The following is a 19753-nucleotide window of genomic DNA, read 5'->3' on the forward strand; positions in this document are numbered from 1 at the left end:
GTGTGGTTAGACCACAGAACGGTCTGCTCAACGGCAGAACTGTCACCGGCCCAATGGAGGACGCCATGACCCACACCATCCAGCCCAGCAACCCTGAGATCACACCTGCACCCGAGGCAACGGATGTTCCGGCGGCCTCCGCGCCGGCAGCAACCACGGCTGCCGGCGGCGCTGTGTCCGCCGTGCCGGCAGCGCTGAAGCGGCGGATCCCCAAATACTCCGACCTGGCTCCGCTGATGCAGTTCAAGAAGCCCGAGTTCAGCAAGGAAGCCCGGCTCAAGCGCGCCAGCACTATTTGGGAACTGCGGGACATCGCCAAGCGCCGCACTCCCCAGGCACCCTTCGACTACACCGATGGCGCAGCCGAAGAGGAAATCACCCTCCGCCGCGCCCGCCAGGCCTTCCTGGACATCGAATTCCGCCCGGGGATCCTGCGCAACGTCTCCGCCATCGACCTCAGCACCGAGATCCTGGGCAAGTCCTCGCGCCTTCCCGTAGGCATCGCCCCCACCGGTTTCACCCGGATGATGCAGTCCGAGGGCGAGTACGCCGGATCCCAGGCAGCCGAGGCGGCCGGCATCCCGTACACCCTCTCGACCATGGGCACGGCCTCCATCGAGGACGTTGCCGCCGCCGCACCCAACGGCCGCAACTGGTTCCAGCTGTACCTGTGGACGGACCGTGACCGCTCGCTGGAGCTGATCGATCGTGCCGCCAAGGCCGGCAACGACACCCTGATGGTCACCGTGGACACAGCAGTGGCCGGCGCCCGCCTCCGTGACGTCCGCAACGGCATGACCATCCCGCCGGCATTGACCGTCAAGACCGTGCTGGACGCGTCCTACCGCCCGGCCTGGTGGTTCAATTTCCTCACCCACGAGCCGCTCACGTTTGCCTCATTGTCCCGTTACACCGGCACTGTGGCGGACCTGATCAACTCCATGTTCGATCCCACGCTTACCTTCGAGGACCTGGACTGGCTGCGCGAAACCTGGAAGGGCAAGCTGGTGGTCAAGGGCATCCAGACCGTGGAGGACGCCCGCCGCGTGGTGGACCACGGCGCCGACGGTGTGGTCCTGTCCAACCACGGCGGCCGCCAGCTGGACCGCGCCCCCATCCCGTTCCACCTGCTCCCCGAGGTCAAGCAGGCGTTCACCGCGGACAACAGCAACGCTGCCATCATGCTCGACACCGGCATCATGAGCGGCGCGGACATCGTGGCAGCCCTGGCCCTCGGCGCCGACTTCACCCTGATTGGCCGCGCCTACCTGTACGGCCTGATGGCTGGCGGCCGTGCCGGTGTGGACCGCACCCTCCAGATCCTTGAAAAGGACATGGCGCGCACCATGGCGCTGCTGGGTGTCAGCAAGATCTCCGAGCTCACCCCGGACCACGTGCGCCTGCTCAACAAATAGGGACTGGCATCCTGCGGCTGAGCCTTCCGCCGGTGGTTGAGCCGGGCCCACGGCCGCAGGGTCCCCTGACCGAGCTTGCGAGGTGAGGGAGCGGCTGGGGAGCGAAACCGGACAGGCTCAACCACCGACTGGCGGGGGCTACTTTTTGCGGCCGAACTTGGGCAGATTGGGGAGGTTTGCCAGCAGGTCCGCTGCCTTGGTGGCGGCGCGGCCCACGGTCCGGCCGATCTGCTGGGGCACGGTGTCATCGCTGAGCGGCGCAGCTGTTCCGCCTGGAATAACGACGGCGGGACTCAGGTCGGCGCCATCGGGCGCCAGGACGCCCGTAGAGACAGCGTCCGCTGCCACGGCATCGGCTGTGGCGTGTTCCTTCGCAGGCGCCACCCGTGGCGCTTCCCCTGCGGACAATGCCGGAATCTGGTCCCGGCTCCCCGCGACGGCGGCAGGGGCGGCAGGTGACTTCGCCGCGATCGCTGCCGAGCCGACGTCGAACGTTTCAAGCCAGCTGGCGATCCCCTCCAGCGGTTTGCGGTTCAGCGCGTAGTAGCGCTTCTGGCCCTGCGCCCGCATGCTCACCAGCTGCGCTTCACGCAGGACTTTCAGGTGCTTGGAAATGGTGGGCTGGCTCGCCGCCAGTTCCTCCACGAGCTCCCCTACGGCCTTGTCTCCTGAGCGGAGGGAGGTCAGGATGTCCCGCCGGGTCGATTCCGCTATGACGGCAAATACGTCGTCTGTCACCATGCCTCCCACCCTAGCGACATATACGCCGAAAGGCATCAACTATTTCGCCGGGCAAAGCCATTGGGAAGAGGGCAGGACGGAGGGGGATTTTAGTCGAACCAGGGGTCCAGTCCGTGCAGCGGAAAGACTGCCTTGCGGGTAGCCATCACGGTGCGGTCCACGGCGTCGTTGGGGTCGAATCCCACTTCCCAGGACCGCCACCAGAGCTCCACGTCGTCGCCCATCAGGTCAGGCGCCGACGCACCGAACTTCTCCTCAACGTACATCCGCCAGTCCTCGGGGACCGCGGTCCGCAGCGGCACCGGCCGGCCCGCTGCGATGGCAACGAGGTGGCTCCACGACCGCGGAACCACCTGCAGGACGTTGTACCCGCCGCCGCCGGTGGCAATCCAGCGGTTGTCGCAGTAGCGGGCGGCAAGGTTCCCGACGGCGGTGGCCGCCTCCCGCTGCCCGTCGACGCTGAGGTTGAGGTGCGTGAGCGGGTCCGTCCGGTGGGAGTCACAGCCGTGCTGGCTGACGATCACCTCCGGCTGGAACGCTGCCACAAGCTGCGGCACCACCGCGTGGAAGGCGCGCAGCCACCCGGCGTCGCCCGTCCCTGAGGGCAGGGCGATGTTGACGGCCGTTCCTTCCGCTAAGGGTCCGCCGATTTCGTTGGCGAACCCGGTGCCCGGGAACAACGTGAGCCCGCTTTCGTGCAGGGATACCGTGAGCACGCGGGGATCATCCCAGAAAATACTTTCGGTTCCGTCCCCATGGTGGGCATCGACGTCGAGGTACGCAACCTTGCCGATCCCGCCGTCGAGCAGCTTCTGCACGGCGAGGGCGGCGTCGTTGTAGATGCAGAATCCGCTGGCCCGGTCGCGGGCGGCGTGGTGCATGCCGCCGCCGAAGTTAACCGCGTGCAGGGCCGAGCCGTCCAGGATTTTTGAAGCGGCGAGCAGCGAGCCGCCGGCCAGCCTGGCGGCGGCCTCATGCATCCCGGCGAACGCAGGATCGTCCTCAGTGCCCAGGCCGCGCGATTCGTCGGTTGCGTAGGGGTCATCACTGACCCTGCGGACCGCTGCCACGAATTCAGCAGAGTGCACGGACTCGAGCTCGGCGTCAGTTGCGACGTAGGGGGCTTCCACGGTGACGTGGTCGAGGTCGAAGAGTCCCAGGCTGCGGGCCAGGCGTGCTGTGAGGTCCATGCGCTCCGGTGCCATCGGGTGGCCCGGACCGAAATTGTAGGCAGTCATGTCAGCGCCCCACGCCACCGTCGTTGGGGGCGCGGGCTGGCTGAGACCGGGCAGGTATGTCATCAATCACAGGCTACCCGAGCCCACAGCCCTTCCCGCCCGGCCATTACGTGGGCATAAGTGGTTTACTACTGAGGGAAGCAGATTCAACCGAGGAAAAGCCACACATGACGCAAAGCCAGTCGAGGCCCCGGAACCCGGCCAGCTGGCATCCTGCCCAGGAGCGGGAGGGCCTCTGGGTTCTCACGCGGCTCCGCGACTTCATTGACGACATTGCCAACACCTCGCCGGCCCGGCTCGCGCTGAGCGCATTCGCCGCCGTATGCCTGGTGTTCACGTTCCTGCTCTCCCTGCCCGTCTCGTCCGCCACCGGCGCTGTCACACCGCCCCACCAGGCTTTGTTCACGGCCGTCTCCGCGGTCTGTGTCACAGGCCTGACCGTGGTTTCCACGGCGGTGCACTGGTCCTTCTTCGGCCAGCTGGTAATCCTGATCGGCATCTTCATCGGTGGACTCGGAACCCTGACCCTGGCCTCACTGCTCGCGCTGATGGTGAGTAAGCGCCTCGGGGTCCGGGGCAAGATCATTGCAGCGGAATCCATGAACAACGCAGGGCGCCTGGGCGAGGTGGGCACCCTGCTGCGGATCGTCATCACCACGTCAGTGGTCATTGAAGGCATCCTCGCACTGGCACTTATCCCCCGGTTCCTCGCCCTCGGCGAGCCGTTCTGGCAATCGGTGTGGCACGGGATCTTCTACGCCATCTCGTCCTTCAACAACGCCGGCTTCACTCCGCACTCGGACGGCATCGTGCCGTACGAAACGGACCTGTGGATCCTGGTTCCCCTGATGCTGGGCGTCTTCCTGGGCAGCCTCGGTTTTCCCGTGGTGATGGTCCTGCAGCAGAACGGCCTGAACTGGAAAAAGTGGAACCTGCACACCAAGCTCACCATCCAGGTGTCCCTCATCCTCCTGCTGGCCGGCACCTTCCTGTGGGCCTCGATGGAGTGGGACAACCTTCGGACCATTGGGGCGATGGACCTGGGGGACAAGATCACCCACTCCCTGTTTGCTTCCGTCATGATGCGCTCCGGCGGCTTCAACCTGGTGGACCAGAACCAGATGGAATCCACCACCATGCTGCTGACTGACGCGCTGATGTTCGCCGGCGGCGGCTCAGCCTCGACGGCGGGCGGCATCAAAGTCACCACCATCGCGGTGATGTTCCTGGCCATCATTGCCGAAGCGCGCGGTGACGCCGACGTCAAGGTCTACGGCAGGACGATCCCGCAGGGCACCATGAGGGTGGCCATCTCGGTGATCGTCGCAGGCGCCACCCTGGTCTCCGTCTCCGCGTTCCTCCTGTTGCACATCAGCGGTGCATCACTGGACCGGGTGCTGTTCGAAACCATTTCTGCTTTTGCCACGTGCGGCCTCAGCACGAACCTCAGTGCCGAAGTGCCGCCGTCGGGCGTTTATGTCCTCACAGCCCTGATGTTCGCCGGCCGCGTGGGCACTGTAACCCTCGCCGCCGCCCTGGCCCTGCGCCAGCGCAGCCAGCTGTACCACTACCCGGAAGAGAGGCCAATCATTGGCTAGTTCCCCAGACGCCCCCCGGCGGCCCGCCCACAACGCTCCAGTGCTGGTCATCGGCCTGGGCCGGTTCGGTTCCTCGACGGCCGAGCAGCTGGTCAAGCAAGGCCGGGAAGTGCTCGCCATCGAACGCGACCGCAGCCTCGTGCAGAAGTTCGCCCCGCTGCTGACACACGTGGTGGAGGCCGACGCCACCAACATCGACGCGCTCCGCCAGCTCGGGGCACAGGAGTTCAGCTCGGCCGTGGTGGGCGTTGGCACGTCCATCGAATCCTCGGTGCTCATTACGGTCAACCTGGTGGATCTGGGCATCGAGCACCTGTGGGTGAAGGCTATTACGCCCTCGCACGGCAAAATCCTCACCCGGATCGGCGCCAACCACGTGATCTACCCGGAGGCCGATGCCGGTGTCCGCGCCGCCCACCTGGTTTCCGGGCGCATGCTGGACTTCATCGAGTTCGACGACGACTTCGCCATCGTGAAGATGTACCCGCCGCGCGAAACGGTGGGGTTCACCCTGGACGAGTCCAAGGTCCGGTCCAAGTACGGGGTCACGATCGTGGGCGTCAAGTCGCCGGGCGAGGATTTCACCTACGCGCGGCCGGAAACCAAGGTGTCCTCCCGGGACATGCTGATCGTGTCCGGCCACGTGGACCTGCTGGAACGCTTCGCCGCCCGTCCGTAAGGGCAGGTGGTTGAGCCTGTCCAAACCCCGGTGGTTGAGCCTGTCGAAACCCCCGGATCAACCAAGCTGTTTGGTGATCTCCGCTGCGCGGTCCGCCGCTGCGCGCGCGCCGGCGGCGATGATCGACGGGATGCCGCGCTCGTCAAAGGTTGCGATAGCCCGCTCGGTGGTGCCGTTTGGGCTGGTCACCGCTTTCCGCAAGGCCGCCGGGTCCGCCCCGGGTTCCGCAAGCATAAACCCGGCGCCGGCCACGGTTTCCCGCGCCAGGAGCAGGGACAGTTCCGCGTCCAGGCCCAGCTCCTCTCCCGCCGCTGCCATCGCCTCCGCAAGATAGAAGGCGTAGGCCGGTCCTGAGCCGCTGATGGCGGAAAGGGCGTCCACCTGTTCCTCCGGCACTTCAACAACGGTTCCGGCGCCCTGCAGGATGCCCTTGACCTTCTGCAACTGTTCGGGCGTGCAGTTGCTGCCCGGCGAGACCGATACAACACCGCGCCCCAGCTTGGCGGGGGTGTTGGGCATGGTGCGGATCACCGGCTGTCCGGCCGGAAGGGCAGCCTCCAGCTGGGCGATCGAAACGGCCGCCGCCACACTTACCACTACTGTGTCCGGCGACAGTGCCGGACTGATCTCGCGCGCCAGATCGGTGATGCCAACCGGCTTAACGCCCAGAATGACGACGGCGGACCCCTTGCTGGCCTGCTTGTTGTTGTCCGGTTCCTCCTCTCCGGCGATCGCGGTGATGCCGTGGTGGCGCTCCGCCAGTTCCGCGGCACGTTCCGCACGCCGGACCGTGGCCACGATGTCAGCCGGATCCGTCCCGGCTTCCAGCAGACCTCCGAGGATGGCTTCATTCATGGACCCACAGCCAAGGAATGCGATTCGGTTGCTCATGGCTCCATCATTGCAGTTTGATCCGGCAGGCGCAGAAATGCGTTAAGCGAAGCGTTCCCGCCGCTTTCAGACACCAATTCCTGCCGGCCGGGAACTTCCCGAAAGGCTTTCACAGCTGGCTCACATGTTGGGCGCAGGTACTTCACAACTAGGGCCCCTACTGTAGTTAGTACCTCATTGAGGGTGCGAGTGATGCGGCAGGCATGGGGATGTCTGCCAGGGCACCGGCGTACGCAACAGGTTTTCCCCCATTTTCCTGTCGCGGCCGCCGGTGCTTCCGCTTTTAAAGCTGCCTTCTTACCCTGGGGCTGTCCGCATACTTGAGACCCGTACTTGAGACGGCTTCCTTGCCTTAGCTCCGGGTTCAGACGGCTGCCTGGACGGCCGGCGGCGTAACGTGCGGTGCCAGCTCCGGGGGCCCGGAGAACACCAGCTGGTCCAGGCGGCGGAGGATCAGTCCTTCCCGCAGCGCCCATGGACAGATCTTGATCTTCTTGAACTTGAACAACTCCAGTGCTGCCTCCGCCACCAGGGCCCCGGCAAGCAGCTGGTGGGCGCGGGCTTCGGATACGCCGGGCAGATGCAAGCGGTCTTCGGCTTTCATGGCCGAGATGCGCTGTGCCCACACCCCGAGGTCGGACCCGTGCAGCTCGCGCTTTACGTAAGGGCCGGCTGCGCTGGGGGCCGCACCGGCGATCCGCGCCAGGGACCGGAAGGTCTTGGAGGTTCCTGCGACGACGTTTGCCCGGCCCAGCCCGTCGAATTCCCGAACCGCGGGCTTGAGTGTGGCCCGGATGTAGCGCCGGAGTTCCTTGACGCTCTTGGCGGACGGCGGGTCCTCGGCAAGCCAGTCCCGGGTGAGCCGGCTGGCGCCCAACGGCACGGACGTGGCAACTTCCGGCAGCTCGTCCTGGCCAAAAGCCATTTCGAAGGAGCCGCCGCCGATGTCGAGGTTGAGGATGGGTCCCGCGCCCCAGCCGTGCCAGCGCCGGACGGCGAAGAAGGTCATGGACGCTTCTTCGCTTCCCGTCAGTTCCTGCAGCGTAACGGTGGTTTCATGCTTAACGCGTGCCAGGACTTCGGGACCGTTGGTGGCTTCGCGGATGGCGGAGGTACAGAACGCCAGGAGGTCCTCGGCCTGGTGCCGTGCCGCGAATTCCCAGGCTTCCAGGACGAATTCGGTGAGTTCGTGCTGGCCGGCGTCACTGATGCTGCCGTCCGGTTTCAGGTACTGGACCAGGGAAAGCGGACGCTTGTGCGAGGCGAAGGGCACTGGCCGCGCGCCGGGGTGGGCATCCACCAAGAGAAGATGGACAGTGTTGGACCCGATATCGAGGACGCCTAGCCGCATGCTGACATTATTCCCCGTCGGCGCGCTTGAAGTCGCGCTTGATGTTGGCCACGCCCTCGGGATTGATCTCAAAGCCGTAGGCTGCCCCCGGGTTGATGACCATTCCCAGCTCGTCGCCGATGTTCGCGATGATCGCCGCGCCCTGCGTTCCGAGGACGTTGGGTGCTGCCTCAAGGTACTGCTGGTCAACGCGGCTGGGGTGCGAGAAGACGGCCAGGACGGGGTCGCCGTCGGCGTTGGCGAGGACCAGCGGTTCCACTTGGGAATCGACGCCTTCGATATTGTCCGAGCTCACGATGTAGACCTCACTGTTCAGGAAGGACAGGATGACGTCCACAGGACTGGCGTCAGGCTGTCCGCCCTGGGCGAGCTTCTCCTCGAGGTCGTTCAGCGGAGCGGTGTCGGCAATTCCAGGCTGTTCTGTCATACATCTACCCGATCATGATGCAGTGCCGCATGCAAACCCCGGTGGTTGAGCTTGTCGAACGAGGGGTTCGACAAACTCAACCATCGGCGACAAGCTCAACCACCGTCACAAGCCCAGCCGGGGCCAGCCCCTACTTCTTCGCCGCGGCCTTCTTCTTGGCGGGAGCCTTGCGGGTGGCGGTGCGCTTGACCGGGCCCTTGGCGCGTTTCTCGGCCAGGAGCTCAACGGCCTGCTCGCGGGTGAGTTCCTCCAGGGAGGTGGCGCGGGGAACGGTGATGTTGGTGATCCCGTCAGTGATGTAGGGGCCGAAGCGGCCTTCCTTCACCACGATGTTCTTCTCCGACACCGGATCCGGGCCGAACTCCGCCAGTGGCGCGACGGCGGCACGGGCGCCGCGCTGCTTCGGCTGCGAGTAGATTTCCAGCGCCTGGTCCAGCGTGATGGTGAAGATCTCCTCCTCCGAACCGATCGAGCGGGAGTCGGTGCCCTTCTTCAGGTACGGACCGAACCGGCCGTTCTGCACGGTGATGAGGTTGCCTTCGGCGTCCTCCCCCAGCACGCGGGGCAGGCTCATCAGCTGAAGTGCCTCGTCCAGGGTCACGGACTCAACGGTCATTGACTTGAACAGCGAGCCGGTGCGCGGCTTGGCCTTGACCGGCTTCTTAGGCGGCTTGGGCTTGCCGTTCTTGTAGTACTCCACCGGCTGGGCGGCGATCTGTTCCTCGGTCATCTCCGGGATGACCTCGGTGACGTACGCACCGTACCGGCCGTTCTTGGCGACGACGGTGTGCCCGGTGTGCGGGTCCGTACCCAGCACGCGCTCCTCGGGAGCGGCCGTCTCCATCAGCTCAATGGCCTTGGCGGCGGTCAGTTCATCGGGGGCAAGGTCCTCCGGCACGTTGGCACGCGCCGACTCCACGATCTCCCCCGTCTTGGCGTCCACGGTGGCGGCGGAGCTTTCCAGGTACGGCCCGAATTTGCCCACCCGGAGGGTGATCTCGTCCGTGATGGGAATGGAGTTGATTTCCCGCGCGTCGATCTCGCCAAGGTTGTTGACGATGCTCAGCAGGCCCGGATCGGAGTCCTCGCCGAAGTAGAAGTGCCGGAGCCAGGAGGCTCCCACGGCCTGGCCGTTGGCGATCTTGTCCAGGTCGCCTTCCATGTCAGCGGTGAACTCGTAGTCCACGTAGTCGCTGAAGTGCTGTTCCAGCAGCCGGATCACGGAGAAGGCGATCCAGCTGGGAACGAGTGCCGAGCCCTGCTTCCGGACGTAGCCGCGGTCCTGGATGGTGGAGATAGTGGAGGCGTAGGTGGAGGGGCGGCCGATGCCTTTCTTCTCCAGCTCCGCCGTGAGTGATGCTTCGGTGTAGCGCGGCGGCGGTGACGTTTCGTGGCCGATGGCGATGATGTCGGCGGCCGTGAGCGCATCGCCCTTGGCAACGTTGGGCAGGCGGCGGGCTTCGTCGGAGTCGTCGTCGCCGCGGGTCTCGTCCTTGCCTTCCTCGTAGGCTGCCAGGAAACCGGGGAACGTGATCACGGTGCCGGAGGCGGAGAACTCGGCGTCGCGCCCGTCGGAAGCCACGGCGCCCAGGCGGATGGTCGCCGTCGAACCCTTGGCGTCAGCCATCTGCGAGGCGACCGTACGCTTCCAGATGAGCTCGTAGAGCCGGAATTCGTCGCCTGACAGCTGCTTGGCCACCTGCGCGGGGGTGCGGAAGGAGTCCCCGGCGGGGCGGATGGCCTCGTGGGCTTCCTGGGCGTTGGCTGCCTTGCCGGTGTACACGCGGGGCGACTGCGGGATGTACTCGGGGCCGTACAGCTCGGAGGCCTGGCGCCGGGCAGCCGTGACGGCTTCGTCGCTCAGCGAGGAGGAGTCCGTACGCATATAGGTGATGTAGCCGTTTTCGTACAGCCGCTGGGCCACCTGCATGGTGCTCTTCGAGGAGAAACGCAGCTTGCGGCCCGCCTCTTGCTGAAGGGTGGAGGTGGTGAAGGGCGCGGCCGGGCGGCGGGTGTAGGGCTTGGTGTCGACGGAGCGGACGCGGAACTCGGCGTCCTGCAGCCCGGCGGCCAGCGACGTTGCCAGCTCCTCGTTGAGGTGCGCGACGTTCTTGGAGGTGAGGACGCCGTCGTCGTTGAAATCCCGGCCGCTGGCCACCTTGGCGCCGTCAACGGAGGCGAGCTTGGCCTTGAAGGAGCCGGCGTCGGCGCCGAACTGGCCGGTGAGGTCCCAGTAGGAGGCTGCCTTGAACGCCATGCGCTCGCGTTCGCGGTCCACCACCATGCGCGTGACCACTGACTGCACGCGGCCGGCGGACAGGCCCCGCGCCACCTTGCGCCAGAGCACCGGGGAGATCTCGTAGCCGTACAGGCGGTCCAGCACACGGCGGGTTTCCTGCGCGTCCACCAGGGCGGAATCGACGTCGCGCAGATTGCCCATGGCGCGCTGGATGGCTTCCTTGGTGATTTCACCGAACGTCATCCGGTACACCGGGACCTTGGGTTTGAGTACTTCCAGCAGGTGCCACGCGATGGCTTCGCCCTCGCGGTCCCCATCGGTTGCGAGGTAAAGTTCGTCGGCGTCCTTGAGCGCAGCCTTGAGCTCGGTCACCTTTTTCTTTTTGTCCGGGGACACCACGTAGTACGGCTTGAAGTCGTGTTCAATGTCGACGGCGAACTTGCCCACCGAGGTTTTCTTCAGCTCCGCGGGGAGTTCGGACGGCTGCGGCAGGTCGCGGATGTGACCAATGGAGGCCTCTACGATGAAGCCCTCGCCCAGGTACTTGGCGATGGTCTTGCTCTTGGCCGGAGACTCCACAATCACGAGTTTCTTGCCGGTTTTGGCCTTGCTTGGCACGGTGCTCCTACAGAAAAAGGTTGCTCGGGCAGATGCGCCCATACTGGCCTAGTTCACCATATTTTGGGGAAATGTGCGCATCCATGTGGAAAAGAGGGGGGTTGGCCGGGCTGCCTCCCGCCCCTCCGTCCTTTCCTTAATACGTGGCTGGAATCAGGAAGCCGTCCCGGACCAGGTTGGCTGCTTCGGTGAGCAAACCGCTCCGGAATGTGCCGGCGTCGAACGCTCCCTCCCCGCCCAGCAGCGCCTCCAGCGCACCGGCGATCTGCCCGGCGGTGAGGTCACCGTCGCAGGCGGAGACGAACCCGGCGAGTTCGGTGCTGAGCAGGTTGGTCCGGCGCAGGCCGGCGCCCTGGCGCAGCAGGATCACGCCCGGGTGCTCGGCGCCGGGCCGCTGATGCCTTTCCTCGGTCACGTCGTCCGCCACCAGCAGGTGCGCGTCCTCGATCCTGTTGGCCGCCAGCCAGTCCTGGCGTTCCAAAGCGGCACCCAGGTGCGGGCCGATGGGCTGCTCAATGGGGTACGTGATTTCCTCGAACCGGTGAAAGGGGGCTTGCCCCGGCAAGGGCGGCCGGCGCAGCAGCACCATGCCGAAGCCGATCCCCGCGACGTTCCTGGACTCGAAGTCTGCAAGGTAGGCCGCGTATGCGTCCCGGTAGTGTTGGCGGTCCCGGCCCTCGGAGGCGTCGCGCAGCCACGTCTCGGCGTACTCCTCCGGGCTGACCAGTTCGCGCTGGATGAACCAGGCGTCCACGCCCGAACCGGCCCAGCTTTGCGGCCGTTCCTGCCATGACGTTCCCGCTATAACCTCCCAGTTGCCTAAAAGCTGGGCCGTTCCGGCAGGGGCGAGGACGGACGGCAGTGTCCTGACGAGCGAGGAGACAATTTCATCGCCCGGCAGGCCGCCGTCGCGGTAGGTGAACTGTTCGGAGGTGTCCTCCCCCGCACTGCGCGGCGTGATGACGAAGGGCGGGTTGGAGACCACCAGTCCGAATTCCTCGCCGGCCACCGGCTCCAGCAGCGAGCCGAGGCGCAGGCTTACCCGGTCCTCCAGCCGGTCCGGGTCCACGGACAGGGCCTCTGCGTTCAGCAGGATATTGAAGCGGGTAAAGGCGAGGGCCCGTTCGGAAATGTCCGTCGCCGTCACGTGCTCGCAGTGGTGCAGCAGGTGGAAGGCCTGGATGCCGCAGCCCGTGCCTAGATCCAGTGCCCGCACTGTGTGGCGGCGGAACGTTGTCTGCACCAGGGTGGTGGAGGCCTGCCCGATGCCCAGGACGTGGTCGTGCCGGAGCACCCCTTCCTGCTGGTGCGCCGCGAGGTCGCTGGCCACCCACAGTTCGGCGCCGCCGCTGCCGTCTTCATTTACGTCCCAGCCGTAGGGCCGCAGGTCGGCTTTGGCGGCCAGGAGCGCGCTGCCGGGAACGGGCTCTGCCAGCCCCAGTGCCAGCAGGCCTTCGGCGCGGATACCTGGCAGGGCGGCGTCGAGCGTTTCCTCCAGCTGCGGCTCGGCGAGGAGCCACAGGCGGACGACGGCGGCAAGCGCCTTCGCGCCGTCATCCCGCCGCACGGCGCGCTCGGCAGCCAGCAGTGCGGGGATGGTCTGGTCCCGGTTCAAGGCGGTGTAGGCCGATTCGCCCAGGAGGTTGGCTACGCCGTCGAGCGTGTACTCCACGGCGCGCAGGTCCGCGGCAAGGGCGGCGAGCAGGTCCGGAAGGTCGCTGCGGGGCGCGTCGGGGGTGTTGCCGGCAGTGAACTCGTACGGGGAATTAGGCACCGCTCAAGTTTAGTGCGGCGGCTTCGGTCCGGATTCGGTCGGGCGGCAGGTGGAACATTCCGCCCGGCCGGACGGGGTAGCGTTGAGGTATGCCAACACCGCTTTCCGTCCTTCCGCGCGCCCGGAAGCAGTCCGCCAACCCGAGGCGCTTCCCACGCAAAGCATTGGCGCTGGCCGGCGTGGCGGCTGTTGCCCTGGCGGGGTGCTCGCCGGTGGTGTCGATTGAGAACGCCGATGTGCCCGGATGGCGGGCCACCGCGCTGCCGCCAGCCCCGGGCGCCGTGCTGGAAGATGCCGGAAAAATCCTCAACCGGGACCGGATTATCCAGGAGGCTTCCAGCGTCAGCGCCGGCCGCTACACCCTGACGGCGACCTGCGAGGGCGGGGGCAAAGCCTTCTTCGCGGTGTCGCTGGACGGGGAAGACGTCGTGGATGCCGGAGCGGCCTGCAACGGCAGCAAAGAGGTCACCAGGATCACGCTGCCGCGATCAGGGACACTGGAAATCAGCACCTCCAGCGTGGACGCGCCCCTCATTTACGCCTACCAGCTGACGCCGGCCCAATAGCTATGGCCCGCAGGGGCGTGCGGGCTTAAAGTCGGACTATGCCCAGTGTGCGGAAGTCCTCCGCGCCCAGTCCGGTGCGGACAGCTTCGGCGCCGCTGACGCGAAACCCTGCGGCCGCCGTCGTCCTCGGCCTTGTGCTCGCGGCGGGGCTGGCGCTGGGCGGCTGCGAATACACGTACGACGACGGCCGCTGGGCCGATCCCGCTGATGCGGAGCAGACCGTGGCCCCGGCTCCGGCATTTACCCGGGACCCGCTGCAGCGCGAGCCTGTCAGCGAGGCCGAGCTGGGGTCTTGGGTGGCCCGCACCCTGCCCGACACCGGCGATCCGGTGCTCCATTCGGCGGCCGGGCTGCTGGCCGCAGGCGAGCTTCGCAGCGAAACGACCCCGGTGGTGGGGACGGGAACCTATGCGTTGGCGCTGGCCTGCCGGAGCCAGCGCAGGGTGAACTTCACTGTGCGGAGCAACGCGCTCACGATGGTTGACCTTGGGCTGCGGTGCGGCATCAACCGGGAGAACGTCATTTATCTCTCCGCCGAAACTGCGCTGACCATCACCGTGGAGGCCAGGACGGGCGCCAACTACGCCTACCGCCTCCGGCGTCTGTGATGACTGTTGCCGGTGCGCGGACTTTAGGCCGTGCAGCCTTCGGGGCACCGCAGGGTGTCCGGGCTGGCCGCGCACTCCGCGCAGTACAGGGTGAGGGTGCGGCAACTCGGGTTGGAGCAGTTTTCGAACTTGCTGGTGGGAGCCGCGCAGCGGGTGCATTGGCCGATAGTTTTGGCATCCTCGCTGAACTCGAGGTGCATGCGTTTGTCGAACACGTAGAGCGAGCCTTCCCAGAGGCCCTGGTCCTTGAAGGTTTCGCCGTAGCGCACGATCCCGCCGTCCAGCTGGTACACCTCTTTAAAGCCGCGGTTGACCATCAGGCTGGACAGCACCTCGCAGCGGATGCCGCCGGTGCAGTAGGTGACCACGGGCTTGTCCTTGAGGGCGTCGTATTTCCCGGACTCGAGCTCCTTGATGAAATCATGGGTGGTGGTGACGTCCGGGACAATGGCGTCCTTGAAGCGGCCGATCTGTGCTTCGAAGGCGTTCCGGCCGTCGAAGAAGACCACGTCTTCCCCGCCCTGTTTCCTGGCGTCGACGAGTTCGTGCAGCTCTTCGGGTTTGAGGTGCTTGCCTCCGCCCACCACGCCGTTGGCGTCCACCTTGAGTTCGCCGGGGGCGCCGAAGGAGACGATCTCGTCGCGCACTTTGACGCTGAGCCGCGGGAAGTCATCCGCGCCGCCGTCGGACCACTTAACGTCGATGCCGTGGAAACCTTTGTACTCACGGGTGGTCTTGACGTACTGCTTCACGGCGCCGATCTCGCCGCCGACAGTTGCGTTGATGCCGTCCGTGGAGATCAGGATGCGGCCGGTCAGTCCCAGCTTTTCGCAGAGGGCACGCTGCCAGAGCCGCACGGCGTCGGGATCAGCGATGGGGGTAAATCCGTAAAAAAGGACGATTCGGTTCAAAGCCACGTATTTAAGGGTACCGGCTTGGATTCGCCGGGCCTGCCCCGGTTCCCTGGGCAGCCGCGCGACGGTGCTGCATCACAATTGCATAAGCACCGGGCTTCCGGCCTGCCAACCCCTGTTGCTTGTGATCGGGGTGGAATAGTCTCATCGCATGAGCCCGGAAACCATGGTTAACGACATCACTGGCCTTCTCGAAGTGTGGGTGGCCGGCTGGGCGGGCTGTCGCGGTTACCGGACATCCTCCGAAGGCCGCTTTCCCGCCGCGCTCCGCTCTGACACCACCGGTGAATGGGAATTTTTCGCGTCCGAGCCAACGGATACCGAGTTTGCCGTTCTCGCGGCCAAGACGGCGGAAGTGCCGGCCAGGGTCCTCACGGTCCTGACCAACGACCCCGCCCGTTATTCGGACCTTGCCCGGCAGCACGGGCTGAATGTGACCTCCGATTCCCAGGCCATGATGATCGTGGACATGGAAACCCAGGACGCCGAAGATCCGTGGCTTTCAGACGACGACCTTTCCCTGGCGACCTACGAGCAGGACGGCGTGCACTACGCGGAGGTGCGCTCCGCTGACACTGTGGCCGCCAGCGGCCGGGTTTATGTGGTGGGCGATACCGCCGTGTTCGACAAAATCATCACCGAGCCGGCCTTCCAGCGGCGCGGCCTTGGAAGTTTCATCATGCGGGCGCTGGCGGCGCAGGCCTTTGGGCACGATGTCCAGAGCGGGCTGCTGCTGGCGTCCGTTGACGGCCAGAAGCTTTATTCGCATCTTGGCTGGAGCACTGTTTCGCGCGTGCTGATGCTTTCGGCATCCCACGAGGGCTCCGACCTGTCGAGCTAAACGCCCGGCGTATCCCTCGTTTCCCGGTTTCCCTGTTTCCCCCGAGGGCGAACCCTGCGTGCCCGGCTCCTGGCGGGTGAAACAATGTTGTGGTGAACCCCCATGACTCCCTGATTCCCTTGCTGGGCCGCGGCCCGGACCCGGAACAGCTGCGTCATGTCCGCACCATCCCTGCCCGCGAGGCGGTGCACGAGGCGTGGCCGTCATGGGTCCACCCGGATTTGGTTGCTGCCTACGGTGCGCTCGGCGTCCAGCAGCCCTACCGCCACCAGGTTGCAGCCGCTGACATCGCCCACGGCGGCGAACACGTTGTGGTGGCCACCGGCACGGCTTCCGGAAAGTCGCTCGCCTACCAGCTGCCGGCATTGGATGCCATCCACCGTTCCGAGCTGCGGGTTCTCGCCGATCCCGGGAAGATCCATGACGACGGCGCCGTCACCCTTTACCTGTCCCCCACCAAAGCCCTCGCAGCCGACCAGTTGAACGCCATCCGGGCCCTGCAACTGCCCACCGTCCGCGCGGAAACCTACGACGGCGACACCGACCCGGCGTCCCGGCGATGGATCCGGGACCACGCCAATTTCATCCTCGCCAACCCGGACATGCTGCACTTCGGCATCCTTCCCAACCACGCCTGGTGGGCGGGGTTCTTCCGGCGCCTTCGCTATGTGATCGTGGACGAGGCCCACAGCTACCGGGGCGTCTTCGGCTCGCACGTGGCCAACCTGATGCGCCGGTTGCGGCGGATCTGCTCTTACTACGGGGCCGGCTCCACCTTCCCCGAGCCGGTGTTCATTGCCGCTTCAGCCACAGCATCTGAACCGGACGTCTCCTTCGCACGGCTCATCGGCGCCCCGGTGAAGGCCGTGTCTGAGGACGGTTCGCCGCATGGCGCCACCACCGTGGCGTTCTGGGAACCGGCGCTGACGGAAATCCGCGGCGAGAACGGCGCCAAGGAACGGCGGACGGCGGTGGCTGAGACTTCCGACCTGCTGGCGAACCTGGTGTCGGCACACATCCGCACCATTGCCTTCATCAAGTCGCGCCGCGGAGCGGAGACCATCTCCTCCATCACAAAGCGCCTGCTGGACGAGGTAGACCCGAGCCTGCCGCAGCGGGTGGCGGCCTACCGCTCCGGGTATCTGCCCGAGGAACGCCGGGCCGTGGAGAAGGCGCTGCGCTCCGGCAGGCTGCTGGGTGTTTCCAGCACGTCAGCGCTGGAACTGGGGATCGACATCTCGGGGCTGGACGCTGTTTTGGTAGCCGGCTGGCCCGGCACCAGGGCCTCACTGTTCCAGCAGATCGGGCGGGCCGGCAGGGCAGGACAGGACGCTATCGCGGCCTTTGTTGCCAGTGACGATCCGCTGGACACCTTCCTGGTGAACCATCCGGAGGCCATCTTCGACGTCTCGGTGGAAGCCACTGTTTTCGACCCCGGCAACCCCTACGTGCTGGGACCCCATCTTTGCGCTGCGGCCGCCGAACTGCCGCTTGGACCGGCTGAGCTGGACCTGTTCGGGAGCACGGCCGGGATGCTTCTCGACCGCCTGGTGGCCCAGGGGTATCTCCGGCGCCGCCCTGCGGGATGGTTCTGGACCCATTCCCAGAGTGCGGCCGCCATGGTGAACCTGCGGGCCGACGGCGGCGGGCCGGTCAGTATTGTTGATGCCGATACCGGCTCCCTCCTCGGGACGATGGACTCGCCCCAGACCCACTACCAGGCGCACACCGGCGCCGTTTACATCCACCAGGGGGACAGCTACGTGGTGGAGGAGCTCAACGAAGACGATCACTGTGTGGTGGTCCGCCGCGCCAATCCCGACTACTACACCACCGCCCGCGACGTGACCCAGATCGAGGTGCTGGAAACCCAGCGCACCGCCATGTGGGGTAACGTTTCCCTGCACTTCGGCGACGTAAAGGTCACCACCCAGGTGGTTTCCTTCCAGCGCAAGGCCCTGATTTCCAACGAGATCCTTGGCGAGGAACCCCTCGACCTCGGCGCCCGGGAGCTGTTCACGAAGGCAGTGTGGTTTGTGGTGGACAACCGGTCGCTCACTGCCGCCGGCCTGATCGAAGCCCAGTTCCCTGGCGCCCTGCATGCGGCGGAGCATGCGGCAATCGGCCTGCTTCCACTGGTGGCTTCGAGCGACCGGTGGGACATCGGGGGTGTTTCGACTGCCTTGCATGCCGACACCGGGGTGCCCACCATTTTTGTGTATGACGGGCACCCTGGCGGGGCCGGCTTTGCCGAGCGCGGTTTCGACAAGGCGAAGGTGTGGCTGGCCGCGACGCGGGATGCCATCAAGGCCTGCGAATGCGAGTCCGGCTGTCCCTCCTGCGTCCAGTCGCCCAAGTGCGGGAACAAGAACAACCCGCTGGACAAGGCGGCCGCGGTCACGCTGCTCGATGTCCTGCTGAAAGATTCCACCGAGGCCAGCTCCGACAGCGCCGAAGCCCTGCGCTGACGCCCGTCCTTCGCCTGCTCAGGGTGGAGGCCCGGCCCGGGCGTGGCCGCTTGCCGTCCCCAGCATGGTCCGTTCGATCAGCTCCGTCCGGACTTCCACAGTCTGGCCCGCACCCTCGGAGCAGCTGACCACTGTGGCGGCATGGCGTGCCGCGACTTCCGCTGCTGCACCGCACGGTTCCCCGTGAGTGACCCCGCGCAGCGCGTCCGCCGCGGCGAGTGCAGCAAGATCAGCAGCTGCGGCGGACCTGCTGGCCAGAACGGCCGACTGCGCCAGGAGCAGCAGAAGCGCCATCACTATCATCACCATCAACGCGAGACCCGCCGCCAGGACGGTGCCCGAGCCGCGTTCCGTGCCGTCCGGGGCGTGCCTGGCCTCCACAGTCGTTCTCACCTGAGCGCTCCTTCCTGTTGTTCCGCTTGGCTGCAGGGGGCGGGCCCAGTCATCCGGCGCCTGCCGCAGCCGCAGCCGCCGACGGCGTGGCCGGGCCCGCTGCAGCTGTCTCGCTACGGGTTGAGGCGCGGGCCGTCAGCGTCCACGGAATCGATGACCCCAGCGGGCCCCCTACCCGGCCGGTGACTGTGACGCTGAGCCATTCGCCCTCCGCCGCAACAGCCGCGGACACCGATGCTCCCGAAAGGGTCCTCACGATCCTTTCCACGGCGGCGGCATCGTCCCCGCGGGCCAGTGCGCGGGCTCCCGCCCGGGCTCCTTCCTCCAGCCGCAACTGGGTGACACCGGCCGCTGCACCTGTGAGCAGCATGGCAAGGAGCAGCAGGACTGCAGGCAGTGCCACGGCAAACTCTGCGGTAACGGCGCCGCGCTCTCTCGCTCGCCGAAGGCGCACCGCCTCCGGGACACCGGTCATGGCAAGGCCAGCGCCGTGCGGATCAGGTTCAGCAGGAAGCCGCGCACTTCCTCGCTGCGAAGGATGAAGACCAGCAGCCCGGCAAAACCGACGGCCGCCAAAGTGGTGATGGCATACTCGGCCGTTGCCATGCCTGCTTCTGATCCCAACAGTCTTCGGATGCCTGTGCGGTGCCGGGCGGTGATGCCCGGGTAGAGCTCCACCACGTTGGCTGGCAGTGATGTAGCCCGGGTCGGGGATGCATCAGCTGATTGGGCTGCGGCCCCGCGCCGTCTGATGTTTGACGGGGCTGCTGCGAGCACTGCGGTTCCGGCGGCGTAGTCGCGGTCCTGGTTGATGGACATGCGGTGGTTCCTTTCTGTGGGCCGGCAGGGTTACCGGCTGGTCTGACTCTTCCGGGCCCTGCCGCAAGCGGTAAGGCCGGCTGTTGCGTAAGTGGAAAAGTTGGGGCGCTTGGGCTGCTGTGGAGGACAAGAGCGGGCCTTATGGTCCTGCCGGAATCCGCGCCGTGATAAGC

Annotated in this window: 18 protein-coding genes; 7 read left to right on the forward strand and 11 right to left on the reverse strand. The window is 66.2% G+C overall.

The features are described from left to right. The first annotated feature begins 65 nt into the window (after positions 1-65). Positions 66-1415 (forward strand): alpha-hydroxy acid oxidase, encoded by a 1350-nt coding sequence (locus FBY31_RS09915; RefSeq protein ID WP_142039986.1) that lies wholly within the window; start codon positions 66-68, stop codon positions 1413-1415. Positions 1416-1553: 138 nt separating this feature from the next. Here the strand turns inward: FBY31_RS09915 and FBY31_RS09920 are convergent, their stop codons facing one another. Together FBY31_RS09920 and FBY31_RS09925 are read right to left on the reverse strand one after the other, a co-directional pair. Further along, complete coding sequence (locus FBY31_RS09920; protein ID WP_142039990.1) at positions 1554-2156, reverse strand: ArsR/SmtB family transcription factor; 603 nt, start codon at positions 2154-2156, stop codon at positions 1554-1556. 89 nt (positions 2157-2245) lie between these two features. Next, the gene (locus FBY31_RS09925; RefSeq protein WP_142039992.1) at positions 2246-3457 is read right to left on the reverse strand and encodes an acetoin utilization protein AcuC; all 1212 of its coding nucleotides are present in this window, start codon (positions 3455-3457) and stop codon (positions 2246-2248) included. Positions 3458-3561: 104 nt separating this feature from the next. Between FBY31_RS09925 and FBY31_RS09930 the strand changes: the two genes are divergently transcribed. Both FBY31_RS09930 and FBY31_RS09935 read left to right on the forward strand, forming a co-directional pair. Next, positions 3562-4992, forward strand: a complete 1431-nt coding sequence (locus FBY31_RS09930; RefSeq protein WP_142039995.1) for a TrkH family potassium uptake protein — start codon at positions 3562-3564, stop codon at positions 4990-4992. Between the two features lie 40 nt (positions 4993-5032). Then, positions 5033-5671 carry a potassium channel family protein gene (locus tag FBY31_RS09935; RefSeq protein WP_170850877.1) on the forward strand — a complete coding sequence of 213 codons (639 nt, stop codon included), beginning with the start codon at positions 5033-5035 and terminating at the stop codon, positions 5669-5671. 57 nt (positions 5672-5728) lie between these two features. Here the strand turns inward: FBY31_RS09935 and proC are convergent, their stop codons facing one another. The 5 genes from proC to FBY31_RS09960 all read right to left on the reverse strand — a co-directional run bounded on the left by proC (position 5729) and on the right by FBY31_RS09960 (position 12971). Then, positions 5729-6562, reverse strand: a complete 834-nt coding sequence (gene proC, locus FBY31_RS09940; RefSeq protein ID WP_142039998.1) for a pyrroline-5-carboxylate reductase — start codon at positions 6560-6562, stop codon at positions 5729-5731. Between the two features lie 364 nt (positions 6563-6926). Further along, a complete protein-coding gene (locus FBY31_RS09945) occupies positions 6927-7913 on the reverse strand; it encodes a Ppx/GppA phosphatase family protein (RefSeq protein ID WP_142040001.1) in 987 nt (328 codons plus the stop codon). Between the two features lie 7 nt (positions 7914-7920). Next, entirely contained in the window at positions 7921-8340 is a 420-nt protein-coding gene (locus FBY31_RS09950) for an SseB family protein (protein ID WP_142040003.1), read from the reverse strand. A 130-nt stretch (positions 8341-8470) separates the two neighbouring features. Beyond that, positions 8471-11197 carry a type I DNA topoisomerase gene (topA, locus tag FBY31_RS09955; protein WP_142040006.1) on the reverse strand — a complete coding sequence of 909 codons (2727 nt, stop codon included), beginning with the start codon at positions 11195-11197 and terminating at the stop codon, positions 8471-8473. Positions 11198-11333: 136 nt separating this feature from the next. Next, entirely contained in the window at positions 11334-12971 is a 1638-nt protein-coding gene (locus FBY31_RS09960) for a DUF7059 domain-containing protein (protein ID WP_142040010.1), read from the reverse strand. Positions 12972-13060: 89 nt separating this feature from the next. On the opposite strand from FBY31_RS09960, the gene FBY31_RS09965 reads away from it, so the two are divergent. Continuing rightward, a complete protein-coding gene (locus FBY31_RS09965; protein ID WP_142040015.1) occupies positions 13061-13537 on the forward strand; it encodes a hypothetical protein in 477 nt (158 codons plus the stop codon). Positions 13538-13575: 38 nt separating this feature from the next. Then, entirely contained in the window at positions 13576-14145 is a 570-nt protein-coding gene (locus tag FBY31_RS09970) for a hypothetical protein (RefSeq protein WP_142040019.1), read from the forward strand. 23 nt (positions 14146-14168) lie between these two features. Here the strand turns inward: FBY31_RS09970 and trhO are convergent, their stop codons facing one another. Beyond that, on the reverse strand, positions 14169-15062 hold the full coding sequence (gene trhO, locus FBY31_RS09975; RefSeq protein WP_142040021.1) for an oxygen-dependent tRNA uridine(34) hydroxylase TrhO: 894 nt from the start codon (positions 15060-15062) through the stop codon (positions 14169-14171). Between the two features lie 148 nt (positions 15063-15210). Between trhO and FBY31_RS09980 the strand changes: the two genes are divergently transcribed. Together FBY31_RS09980 and FBY31_RS09985 are read left to right on the forward strand one after the other, a co-directional pair. Beyond that, the gene (locus FBY31_RS09980) at positions 15211-15900 is read left to right on the forward strand and encodes a GNAT family N-acetyltransferase (RefSeq protein WP_142040023.1); all 690 of its coding nucleotides are present in this window, start codon (positions 15211-15213) and stop codon (positions 15898-15900) included. A gap of 92 nt (positions 15901-15992) precedes the next feature. Next, the gene (locus tag FBY31_RS09985; protein ID WP_142040026.1) at positions 15993-18368 is read left to right on the forward strand and encodes a DEAD/DEAH box helicase; all 2376 of its coding nucleotides are present in this window, start codon (positions 15993-15995) and stop codon (positions 18366-18368) included. Between the two features lie 18 nt (positions 18369-18386). Here FBY31_RS09985 and FBY31_RS09990 read toward each other — a convergent pair whose 3' ends face one another. Genes FBY31_RS09990 through FBY31_RS10000 form a run of 3 tightly spaced genes read right to left on the reverse strand, consistent with a single transcriptional unit; the run spans position 18387 to position 19580 of the window. Further along, on the reverse strand, positions 18387-18761 hold the full coding sequence (locus FBY31_RS09990; protein WP_235013006.1) for an Rv3654c family TadE-like protein: 375 nt from the start codon (positions 18759-18761) through the stop codon (positions 18387-18389). A gap of 49 nt (positions 18762-18810) precedes the next feature. Beyond that, positions 18811-19236, reverse strand: coding sequence for a TadE family type IV pilus minor pilin (locus FBY31_RS09995; protein WP_142040029.1), 426 nt, complete (start codon positions 19234-19236; stop codon positions 18811-18813). Next, positions 19233-19580, reverse strand: coding sequence for a DUF4244 domain-containing protein (locus tag FBY31_RS10000; RefSeq protein WP_142040033.1), 348 nt, complete (start codon positions 19578-19580; stop codon positions 19233-19235). The genes FBY31_RS09995 and FBY31_RS10000 overlap by 4 nt, the downstream gene beginning before the upstream one ends. Between the last annotated feature and the right edge of the window lie 173 nt (positions 19581-19753).

Source organism: Arthrobacter sp. SLBN-100, assembly GCF_006715305.1.
In the GTDB taxonomy this organism is placed as follows: domain Bacteria; phylum Actinomycetota; class Actinomycetes; order Actinomycetales; family Micrococcaceae; genus Arthrobacter.

Bases quoted from the DNA above. Each gene is read 5' to 3' on its own strand.
- FBY31_RS09925 (WP_142039992.1), bottom strand. From the start codon at position 3,457: ATGACATACCTGCCCGGTCTCAGCCAGCCCGCGCCCCCAACGACGGTG.
- FBY31_RS09995 (WP_142040029.1), bottom strand. From the start codon at position 19,236: ATGACCGGTGTCCCGGAGGCGGTGCGCCTTCGGCGAGCGAGAGAGCGC.
- FBY31_RS09965 (WP_142040015.1), top strand. From the start codon at position 13,061: ATGCCAACACCGCTTTCCGTCCTTCCGCGCGCCCGGAAGCAGTCCGCC.
- FBY31_RS09970 (WP_142040019.1), top strand. From the start codon at position 13,576: ATGCCCAGTGTGCGGAAGTCCTCCGCGCCCAGTCCGGTGCGGACAGCT.
- proC (WP_142039998.1), bottom strand. From the start codon at position 6,562: ATGAGCAACCGAATCGCATTCCTTGGCTGTGGGTCCATGAATGAAGCC.
- FBY31_RS09980 (WP_142040023.1), top strand. From the start codon at position 15,211: ATGAGCCCGGAAACCATGGTTAACGACATCACTGGCCTTCTCGAAGTG.
- FBY31_RS09950 (WP_142040003.1), bottom strand. From the start codon at position 8,340: ATGACAGAACAGCCTGGAATTGCCGACACCGCTCCGCTGAACGACCTC.
- FBY31_RS09930 (WP_142039995.1), top strand. From the start codon at position 3,562: ATGACGCAAAGCCAGTCGAGGCCCCGGAACCCGGCCAGCTGGCATCCT.
- FBY31_RS09920 (WP_142039990.1), bottom strand. From the start codon at position 2,156: ATGGTGACAGACGACGTATTTGCCGTCATAGCGGAATCGACCCGGCGG.
- FBY31_RS10000 (WP_142040033.1), bottom strand. From the start codon at position 19,580: ATGTCCATCAACCAGGACCGCGACTACGCCGCCGGAACCGCAGTGCTC.
- FBY31_RS09915 (WP_142039986.1), top strand. From the start codon at position 66: ATGACCCACACCATCCAGCCCAGCAACCCTGAGATCACACCTGCACCC.
- FBY31_RS09945 (WP_142040001.1), bottom strand. From the start codon at position 7,913: ATGCGGCTAGGCGTCCTCGATATCGGGTCCAACACTGTCCATCTTCTC.